The following is a 9,884-nucleotide window of genomic DNA, read 5'->3' on the forward strand; positions in this document are numbered from 1 at the left end:
GCCGGGGCGGCGGTAGGCCGAGCCCAGCACCTCTACCACCGTGGCCAGGGCGCAGGGGCGGCGGGCTTCGCGGTGGCGGTCGTAGGCGAGGAGCAGGCGTTGAAGTTCAGTCATGAGGCAAAAGGTTGCTCATGCTGTACGCTGGGCAGTAGGGTGGGGTTGGGGACCGGCAGACAGGGGGGAGCCTGAGCGGGCCGGCTATCGGGGCTGCTCCAGCAGCCAGTTCACCGCAGGGCCTTCGTCGAGGAAAGTGAGGAGGCGGTAGGGCTGGGTGTCGGCCTGCGCTATGGTGGTAGCGTCGCGCAAGCCGGAATCGTGCTGCAACTCCTGCGCCCGGCTGGGTGAAAGCAGGTACGCTACCGACAGATGGGCGGGCGCTGCTTCGGCCGCCGCCTGCACCAGCAGCTGCTTCGCCACCCAGGTGGAGGAAACGGCGTCCAGTTCAGTGCGGCGCCGCACGTCAACCAACCATCGGTGCGCCTGGTGCGCCTGGGCCAGCCGCAATGCCTCGCCGAAACCGGCCTGTAATTCGGCAAACGACACGGCCCGCAACCAGCGCACGGTAAAAGTGGCCAAATCGGTACGGTAGGCCAGCGTAAGAAAATCGTCGATGGGAGAGGCAGCGTGGTCGGGCATAACTGCAAAACTAGGGAACGTACCGCGATAGGAAAAGCGCGAAATTCAACCGGGAACGGTGGTAAGAATTATCGTATTCAGTAATAGTTAGCACCGGCTGTTAATTAGGATAATAAGTGTTTTCCGACATCAGCATCAATTACTCCGGTAAATAATGCATTCATTTACAGTTGGGTTTAGCGAACTATCTATTGCGACAAGATGAACGGATATAAAAAGCACCGAGGACTCAAACGGTATTACCGGAACCTGGCTACGACAAAAGACTTCGATAAAATTCCCTGGTTCAGTTCAAACAACGCCGGGAATCGGTTTGACAATTGGCATCACCATTTCGATTGGTATGGCTACGGTAATAATAGCTTTCGGAGAAGAAAACCTCATTTAGATAAGCTATTTCGATATTTTGATTTAGTCGTTAATAAAACCCAAAATCTGAATTCCAATTTTCAATTATATGTCGTCTTGCTTGATTTTGATAGCGCAAGCGACGCGCTATTTCTGCACAATCCAAACCCGAATAATTCTCAGTTTCCTTTTAAAATTTCGGATTTGCAATCAGCTACAACCCTGAAAAATAAAGAGCTTGACGATTACATCAATAGCCTGGAAGGATACGAAAAGCTTTACGGCCAAGCCGGCGAAGCATTCTGCCTGCTATATAAGCGGGGAGTGGGGCAGCCTTTTTAAGCAAGGAGCCAGAAGCACTGTCGGCACAAAACCAAAAAACGCCCCGCAACCATTCAGTTGCGGGGCGTTGCTGTTGCGGTCCAAGCGGCCTAAACTACTCTCGATTACTGCCAGCCACCGCCGAGGGCGCGGTACACATTCACCGAGGCGTTGAGCTGCTGCATGCGGGTTTCGATGAGGTCGAATTTCGACTCCAAGGCGTCGCGCTGCGTGAAAAGAACTTCCGTATAGTCGGCGCGGGCGTAGCGGAACAGGCTGTTGGAAATATCCACCGACTGGTTGAGGGCGGCTACTTCCTTGGCTTTCGCGTCGTAGCTCTTGGCCAGGTTGCCGATGCTGGCTACCTGGTTCGATACTTCCACGTAGGCGTTCAGCACCGTCTTTTCGTACTGATAGGCGGCCTGGGTTTGGGCGGCGTTGGCGGTGTAGTAGGCCGCCTTAATGCCGTTACGGTTGAACAGCGGGCCGGCCAGGTCGGCACCCAGGGCGTAGAGCATCGAGGCCGGCGTGCTCACCAGCAGGCCGGGGGTGAAGGCTGCTAAACCCACGCCGCCGGTGATGCCCAGCGAAGGATAGAAGTTGGCGCGGGCCACCTGCACGTCGATTTTGGCGGCGGCCAGCTGCTGCTCGGCTTGCCGGATGTCGGCGCGGTTGGCCAGCAGCTGGGCGGGCGAACCGGACTGGATGGTAGCCGGTAGCAGGTCGTTGAACGCCTGCGCGTTGCGGGCCACCGGCTGCGGGTAGCGGCCGGCCAGGTAGTTCAGCTTGTTCTCAGTTTCGATGATGTTCTGCTGCAGCTTGAACTGCAGGGCGCGGGTGTGCTCTACCTGGGCCTCGAAGCGTTTCACGGCCAGCTCGGTGGCGCGGGCCGACTCCTTCTGCTGCTTCACCAGCTCCAGCGCGTTGCTCTGGATGCCGATGTTCTGCTGCACGATGGCCAGCTGGTTATCGTAGGCCAGCAACTCGTAGTAGGAATTGGCAATCTCACCAATCAGGTTGGTTACCATGAAGTTCTTGCCCTCCACCGAGGCCAGGTACCGCTTCACGGCGGCCTTTTTGGCGTTGCGCAGCTTGTGCCAGATGTCGACTTCCCAGGTGGCAAATGCACCCAGCTGGAAGTTGGTGAGCGGGTCGGGCGTGCGACGGTTTTCCTGAATCTGGACCTGCTCCTCGGTGGCGCCCTGCAGGGTGTAGCGGCCCACTTTCTCCACGTCGGCGCGGCCGCCCAGCGTCACGAAGGGCAGGTACTCGCCTTGGCGGGCGCGGATTTCGTTCTTCGCAATCTCAATCTCCTGGCGCGTGATATTCAGCTCCTGGTTGTTCTGCAGGGCGGTTTCGATGAGCGCCTGCAGGTTGGGGTCGGTGAAAAACTGCTTCCACTGCACGCGGGCCGAGGTGGCGCTGTCGAGCGGGGCCGCCGCGGCGGGGCCGGTGGCATAGCTGGCCGGCACGGTGCGGTTTTCGTTTTTCACCACCAGCTCGGGCGTTTTGCAGGCTCCCACGGCGAGGGCCAGGCCGGCCGCGCCGAGGATTTTATAAAACAGGTTGTTACGCATGATTATTCTTGTTTGCTGGCGCGCATCTGCGACGCGCGCCAGCAGATTAAGCATAAGGCTCAACTTCTTCCACCGCCACGCGGGGCTCGAAGCCTTCCGAAACCGGGTATTCGTTCTCGTCCCGAATCAGCTTGCGGCCCTCGGCGATGCTGCCGAAAATGTAGTAGAGGCCCGGCACGATGATTACCCCGAACACGGTGCCGAACAGCATGCCGCCCAGCGCCGCCGTACCAATGGTGCGGTTGCCGATGGCGCCCGCGCCGGTGGCCAGCACCAGCGGAATCAGGCCGGCGATGAAGGCAAACGAGGTCATGAGGATGGGGCGGAAGCGGGCCTTGGCGCCGGCAATGGCCGCATCGCGCACACTCATGCCTTCCTCGTGCTTCTGCACCGCGAATTCGACGATGAGCACCGCGTTTTTACCCAGCAAACCCACCAGCATCACCAGACCCACCTGGGCGTAGATGTCGTTGGCCAGGCCCAGCAGCTTGATGAGCAGGAACGAGCCGAAGATGCCGGCCGGCAGCGAGAAAATAACCGCCAGCGGCAGCAGGAAGCTTTCGTACTGCGCCGCGAGTACCAGGTACACGAAGGCCAGCACCACGATGAAGATGTAGATGGCCTCGTTGCCGCGGGCAATTTCGTCCTTCGACAGGCCGCCCCAGTCGATGTCGTAGCCGCGGGGCAGCGTCTTGGCCGCCACTTCCTGCACCGCCTTCAGGGCCTCGCCCGAGCTGAAGCCGGGGGCGGGATTGCCGCGAATGGAGGCCGTGGTGTACATGTTGTAGCGGTTGATTTCGTTGGCGCCCTGCGACTTCACGATTTTCATGAAGGACGAGAACGGCACCATCTCGCCCTTGTCGTTCTTGGCCCACATGTTCAGGATGTCCTCGGGCAGGCGGCGGTATTCGGGCGACGCCTGCACATACACCTTGAAGAAGCGCTGGTACTTGATGAAGCCCAGCTCGTAGGTCGAACCCACCATGATGCTCAGCGTGTTCATGGCGTTGCCGATGCTCACGCCCTTCTGCATGGCCAGGTCGTTGTCGATTTTCAGCTCGTACTGCGGATAGTCGGCCGAGTAGAAGGTGAACAGGCCGGCCAGCTCGGGACGCTTGCGCAAGTTGGCCATAAACTCCTCGTTCACTTTTTCGAGGGCCTTGTAGTCGCCGGTGTTGGTTTTATCGAGCAGCTGCAGCTGGAAACCACCCGCCGCGCCGTAGCCCGGCACTGCCGGCGGCTCGAAGAATTCGATGTTGGCGCCGGGAATTTCCTGGGCCTTTTTCTCCAGGGCCAGAATCACGTCGTGCACCGATTCCTTGCGCTCTTTCCAGGGCTTCAAGTCGATAAGACAGGTACCGGCGTTCGAGCCGCGGCCCTCGGTGAGTACCTCGTAGCCGGCCAGCGTCGAAATGTTCTCGATGCCGGGCACTTCCTTGGCCAGCTTGGCCAGGCGCTGCGACACGGCGTTGGTTTGCTCCAGCGTGGTGCCGGGCGGCGTCTGCACAATGGCGTAAATCAGGCCCTGGTCTTCGCTCGGAATAAAACCCGAGGGCAGCTTGGCCGTGATGCCGAAAATACCCGCGCCAAAGGCCAGCAGAATGCCGAACGTCACCAGGCGGCGGTCCACAATCTTTTCCAGCAGGCCGGTGTAGCGGCCGGTCAGGTTCTCGAAGCTGCGGTTGAACCAGTCGAAGAAGCGCTGCATGGGCGACTTCGGCTTGGCGTGGCCGTGGTTGTTTTTCAGAATCATGGCGCAGAGCACCGGCGTGAGCGTGAGGGCCACGAGGCCCGAAATCACGATGGACGAGGCCATCGTAATCGAGAACTGCCGGTAGAAAATGCCCACCGGGCCGCTCATGAAGGCTACCGGCACGAACACGGCCGTCATCAGCAGCGTGATGGCGATAATTGCCCCGCTGATTTCGCCAATCACCTCGCGCACCGCATTGTAGGGCGACAGGTGCTTCTCCTCCATCTTGGCGTGCACCGCTTCCACCACCACAATGGCGTCATCGACCACGATACCAATGGCGAGCACCAGGGCAAACAGCGTTATCATGTTGATGGTGAGCCCGAACGCCTGCATGGCGGTGAAGGCCCCAATCAGCGACACCGGCACGGCCAGGATGGGAATGAGCGTCGAGCGCCAGTCGCCTAGGAACAGGAACACCACCAGGGCCACCAGAATAAAGGCGTCGCGCAGCGTGTCAATCACGTTCTCGATGGAAGCATCGAGGAAGTTCGACACGTCGTAGCTGATTTTGTAGTCCATGCCCGGCGGGAAGGTGGACTTCTTCATCTCCTCCAGCTTGGCTTTCACCTCTTTAATTACGTCGCTCGCGTTCGAGCCGTAGGTCTGCTTCAGCACGATGGCCGCCGAGGGGTCGCCGTTCAGGTTGGAGTAGATGTCGTAGAATTCTGAGCCCAGCTCCACGTTGGCCACGTCCTTGAGGCGCAGCATCTCGCCGTTGGGGTTGGCCCGCAAAATCACGTTCTTGTACTGCTCCACGTCGTTGAAGCGGCCCTGGTACGTGAGCACGTATTCGAGCGCCTCGGCCCGCTGCCCGTCGGAGCGCCCGATACGGCCCGGCGAGCCAATCACGCTCTGCTCATCGAGCGACTTCATCACGTCATCTACCGAGATGTTGTAGGCCCGCATGCGGTCGGGCTTCAGCCATACGCGCATAGCGTACTGCCGGCTACCCAGAATGTTGGCCCGGCCGATGCCGCTCAGGCGCTGCAGCTCGGGCAGCAGGTTCACGCCGGCGAAGTTGAACAGGTACTTCATGTCCGTGTTCTTGTCTTTCGAGTACAGGTTCACGTACATCAGCATGTTGGGCACCACGCGGTTCACCACCACGCCCTCGCGCTGCACCAGCACCGGCAGGCGGTTGATGACCTGCGCAATACGGGTGTTCACGTTCACTACCGCCTGGTCGGGGTCGGTGCCCAGGTTGAACACAATCTGGATGTTGGCCTCGCCGGCGCTCACGGCGTCGGAGGTCATGTACTTCATGCCCGGTACGCCGTTCACGGCCTGTTCCAGCGGAATCAGTACCGACTCGGTGAGCACCTTGGCGCTGGCGCCGGGGTAGGCGCAGCTCACCATCACGAGGGGCGGCGAAATCTCCGGAAACTGCGAGGTAGGCAGGGTTTTGATGGCCAGCATCCCCAGGAAGAGGATGACCACCGAAATCACAATGGCGAAGACGGGCCGGCGGATGAATTTACTAAACATATTGATTTACAGTTTTTAGACTGAATACTTGGTCGCCTCGCCTGGCGCAAACCTCACCCCCTGACCCCCTCTCCCGCGGAGAGGGGGCACCGGTTATGCTTCAGATGGTAATCGTCAGGCTCCCCTCTCCTGGGGAGAGGGGCCGGGGGTGAGGTTTCGCGGGGGCGTGCCCGCCAAATGTTATTCGCTGTACACTTTCAGGTTCGACAGCACCGCCTGCGGGGCCTTGTAGTCGTAGGCCACCTTGTCGCCGTCCTTCACCTTGCGCAGGCCCTCCAGCAGAATGTGGTCGGCGGGCGTGATGCCCGAGCTGATGAGGTACAAATCGGGCATTTCCGAGGCGATGTTGATTTCGCGCTGGTGTACCACGTTGTTCTTATCCACCACGAAAACGTATTTCTTTTCGAGGATTTCGAAGGTGGCTTTCTGCGGAATGATGAGGGCGTGTTTCAGAGGCACGGTCATCAGCACGCTGCCGGTTTCGCCGTTGCGCAGCAGCCCGTCGGGGTTGGGGAAGGTGGCGCGGAAGGCGATGTTGCCGGTTTCGTTATTGAAATCAGCCTCAATGGTTTGCACGATGCCGGTCTGGTCGAACACTTCGTTGTTGGCCATGCGCAGTTTCACGTGGGCCGCCTTGTCGTTCGATTTGGCGTGCTCCTTATAAGACAGGTATTCGGCCTCGGGCACGTTGTAGTACACCCACATTTTGCTGTTGTCGGAGAGGGTCGTCAGCAGGTCGCCTTCGTCCACGAGGCTGCCCAGCCGGGCTTGGAAGTGGTCCATGATGCCGCTGAACGGGGCCTTCACCGTCGTGAACTGCAGGTGGGCCTGGGCCATCGACACGTCGGCGTTGGCCTTGTCGAACTTGGCCTGCGCCAGCGCCAGCTCGCTCTTCGACACGATGTTCTTGTCGGCCAGGTTCTTGGTGTTCTGGTACTCCATCTGCACGTAGTGGGCCTCGGCCTGCGACTTCTTCAGCTCGGCCTGGTACACGGTGGGCTTAATCTGGAACATGGTCTGGCCCTGAGCCACGCGCTGGCCTTCGTCCACGAAAATCTTCTCTAGGTAGCCTTTTTCCAGCGCCCGCAGCTCGATGCGCTGGTAGGAGTGAATCTGGGCCACGTACTCCTTGGTAATGGTCGTATCCTTCTGCAATGGGCTGGTGACGACCAGTTTAATCTGCTCTTCTACTTCCTTTTTCTCCTCCTTGCAGCCGGTGGCGTAGCACAAAACGCCGCAGCTCAGCAGCATGAATACTCTTTTCATAAAAACCTGGGGTAACGTGACAAGCGGGTGGTAAGGCATAAAAAATAGGTAGACAACCCGTTGGGCTTCTATGGCATGCCCGTAGTAAATAAGGGAAAGCCTTCAGCGCGAGGCGCAACAGGCAGGTGGAGCAAGACCGGAAAAGCCGGGATGGGGTCAGACATACTTCGCGAAAAGCGCCGCCCGAACAGCGAAGCGCCCGTGGCCCCCGGCAACCCTGCCGGGGCCAAACCAAGCCAAAAGCGCGCCTCGCAGGGTGGGAAGGACAAGGCCGCGCAGCCGGTGTCGTTGATTGACGCTACAAACTTCTCCCCGACGGCATGAAGCGTAAATGAAGGTTTATGAAGACGATTTTTATTTTTCAGCCACGTCAATAACCGTCCCGTATTGACTTGCTTCATCTTGAACGGACATTGTATGGACGCCTGCCGAGCACAATGTGCGAACTAGTAGTAAGCAAAACGCCCCGCAACGAATTCGTTGCGGGGCGTTTCTGTTGAGGCTTCAGCTGCTGCCGCGCCTAGTGGGGCGGCAGCGCTAGCGGGCGGCGGTTACGCTTGGGCCAGGTCGAAGCGGCCGAGGTTCATGAGCTTGGCCCACACGGCTACAAAGTCTTTCACGAACTTCTCTTGGGCGTCGGCGAAGGCGTATACTTCCACCAGGGCGCGCAGCTCGGAGTTCGAGCCGAAAATCAGGTCGACGCGGGTGCCGGTCCACTTCACCTGGCCGGTTTTGCGGTCGCGGCCGTTGAAGAGGTTTTGGGCATCCGACACGCTGGCCCAGGTGGTGTTCAGGTCGAGCAGGTTTACGAAGTAGTCGTTGGTGAGCGCGCCGGGGCGGTCGGTGAACACGCCGTTGTTCGAGCCGTCGAAGTTGATGTTGATGGCGCGCAGGCCGCCGAAAAGTACCGTCAGCTCGGGGGCAGTTAGGGATAGCAGCTGGGCTTTGTCAATCAGCAACTCTTCGGCGGCGGCGCGGGGCTGCGGCTTCAGGTAGTTGCGGAAGCCGTCGGCCACCGGCTCCAGGGCCTGGAACGACTGCACGTCGGTTTGCTCCTGCGAGGCATCGGCGCGGCCGGGGGTGAAGGGCACCGTTACGGTGTGGCCGGCAGCCTTGGCGGCCTGCTCGATGCCGACCACGCCGGCCAGCACGATGAGGTCGGCCATCGAAACCTGCTTGCCGCCGGTCTGGGCCGCGTTGAACTCCTGCTGAATGCCGCCGAGCTTGTTGAGCACGGTGGAGAGCTGCGAGGGGTTGTTCACTTCCCAGTAGCGCTGCGGGGCCAGGCGGAGGCGGCCGCCGTTGGTGCCGCCGCGCTTATCGGAGCCGCGGTAGGTAGAGGCAGCGGCCCAGGCCGTGGATACCAGCTGCTGGGTGCTGAGGCCGGACTCGGCCAGCTTGCCTTTCAGGGCGGCCACGTCCTGGTCGTCGATTACCGGGTAGGCCACGGCCGGGATGGGGTCTTGCCAGAGCAGCTCCTCGGTCGGCACTTCGGGGCCGAGGTAGCGCTCTTTCGGGCCCATGTCGCGGTGCGTCAGCTTGAACCAGGCGCGGGCGAAGGCATCGGCAAACTCGTCGGGGTTTTCGTGGAAGCGGCGCGAAATCTTTTCGTAAATCGGGTCCACGCGCAGGGCGATGTCCGAAGTCAGCATGAAGGGCGCGTGGCTCACGTTCGGGTCGTGGGCATCGGGGATGGTACCCGCGCCGCCGCCGTTCACGGGGCGCCACTGGTGCGCGCCGGCGGGGCTCTTGGTCAGCTCCCACTCGTAGCCGAACAGGTTGTTGAAGTAGCCATTGCCCCACTGCGCGGGCGTGCTCGTCCAAGCGCCTTCGAGGCCGCTGGTGATGGTGTGCTCGGAGTGGCCTTTGCCGTAGCTGTTGCGCCAGCCCTGGCCCAGCTCCTCAAGGGGAGCGCCGGCGGGCTCGCGGGCCACGTACTCGCTGGGAGCAGCCGCGCCGTGGGTTTTGCCGAAGGTGTGGCCGCCGGCAATCAGGGCCACGGTTTCCTCGTCGTTCATGGCCATGCGGCCGAAGGTTTCGCGGATGTCGCGGGCCGAGCGCTCGGGAATGGGCTCACCGTCCGGGCCTTCGGGGTTTACGTAGATGAGGCCCATCTGCACGGCGGCCAGCGGGTTTTCGAGCTGGCGGTCGCCCTGGTAGCGCTTGTCGCCGAGCCACTCGGTTTCGGGGCCCCAGTACACTTCTTCCTGCGGCTCCCACACGTCGGCGCGGCCACCGGCGAAGCCGAACGGCTTGAGGCCCATCGACTCCAAGGCGCAGTTGCCGGCCAGAATCATGAGGTCGGCCCAGGAAATCTGCTTGCCGTACTTCTGCTTGATGGGCCACAGCAGCAGGCGGGCTTTATCGAGGTTGGCGTTGTCGGGCCAGCTGTTGAGGGGGGCGAAGCGCTGCATGCCCGCGCCCGCGCCGCCGCGGCCGTCGGCAATGCGGTAGGTGCCGGCCGAGTGCCAAGCCATGCGAATCATCTGCGGGCC

At 60.8% G+C, this 9,884-nt stretch carries 7 protein-coding genes; 1 reads left to right on the forward strand and 6 read right to left on the reverse strand.

Annotation, left to right across the window (positions count from 1 at the left end):
• Together ACYVDE_RS08175 and ACYVDE_RS08180 are read right to left on the reverse strand one after the other, a co-directional pair.
• On the reverse strand, positions 1 to 114 hold a 114-nt coding region (locus ACYVDE_RS08175), incomplete at its 3' end, for an XdhC family protein (RefSeq protein WP_460500999.1).
• 84 nt (positions 115 to 198) lie between these two features.
• Positions 199 to 636 carry a hypothetical protein gene (locus tag ACYVDE_RS08180; protein ID WP_460500992.1) on the reverse strand — a complete coding sequence of 146 codons (438 nt, stop codon included), beginning with the start codon at positions 634 to 636 and terminating at the stop codon, positions 199 to 201.
• Between the two features lie 201 nt (positions 637 to 837).
• Between ACYVDE_RS08180 and ACYVDE_RS08185 the strand changes: the two genes are divergently transcribed.
• A complete protein-coding gene (locus ACYVDE_RS08185) occupies positions 838 to 1,326 on the forward strand; it encodes a hypothetical protein (protein WP_460500993.1) in 489 nt (162 codons plus the stop codon).
• Positions 1,327 to 1,430: 104 nt separating this feature from the next.
• Here ACYVDE_RS08185 and ACYVDE_RS08190 read toward each other — a convergent pair whose 3' ends face one another.
• From ACYVDE_RS08190 to katG, 4 genes are all read right to left on the reverse strand, one after another.
• Positions 1,431 to 2,882 (reverse strand): TolC family protein, encoded by a 1,452-nt coding sequence (locus ACYVDE_RS08190; protein ID WP_460500994.1) that lies wholly within the window; start codon positions 2,880 to 2,882, stop codon positions 1,431 to 1,433.
• Positions 2,883 to 2,928: 46 nt separating this feature from the next.
• Positions 2,929 to 6,123: an efflux RND transporter permease subunit gene (locus ACYVDE_RS08195; protein ID WP_460500995.1), complete on the reverse strand. Its 3,195-nt coding sequence runs from the start codon at positions 6,121 to 6,123 to the stop codon at positions 2,929 to 2,931.
• Positions 6,124 to 6,303: 180 nt separating this feature from the next.
• Entirely contained in the window at positions 6,304 to 7,389 is a 1,086-nt protein-coding gene (locus ACYVDE_RS08200; RefSeq protein ID WP_460500996.1) for an efflux RND transporter periplasmic adaptor subunit, read from the reverse strand.
• A gap of 551 nt (positions 7,390 to 7,940) precedes the next feature.
• Positions 7,941 to 9,884, reverse strand: a 1,944-nt coding sequence (gene katG / locus ACYVDE_RS08205) for a catalase/peroxidase HPI (protein ID WP_460500998.1), incomplete at its 5' end; no start/stop codon positions are given.

The organism is Hymenobacter agri, from assembly GCF_054778495.1.

Bases quoted from the DNA above. Each gene is read 5' to 3' on its own strand.
- ACYVDE_RS08180 (WP_460500992.1), bottom strand. From the start codon at position 636: ATGCCCGACCACGCTGCCTCTCCCATCGACGATTTTCTTACGCTGGCC.
- ACYVDE_RS08185 (WP_460500993.1), top strand. From the start codon at position 838: ATGAACGGATATAAAAAGCACCGAGGACTCAAACGGTATTACCGGAAC.
- ACYVDE_RS08190 (WP_460500994.1), bottom strand. From the start codon at position 2,882: ATGCGTAACAACCTGTTTTATAAAATCCTCGGCGCGGCCGGCCTGGCC.
- ACYVDE_RS08195 (WP_460500995.1), bottom strand. From the start codon at position 6,123: ATGTTTAGTAAATTCATCCGCCGGCCCGTCTTCGCCATTGTGATTTCG.
- ACYVDE_RS08200 (WP_460500996.1), bottom strand. From the start codon at position 7,389: ATGAAAAGAGTATTCATGCTGCTGAGCTGCGGCGTTTTGTGCTACGCC.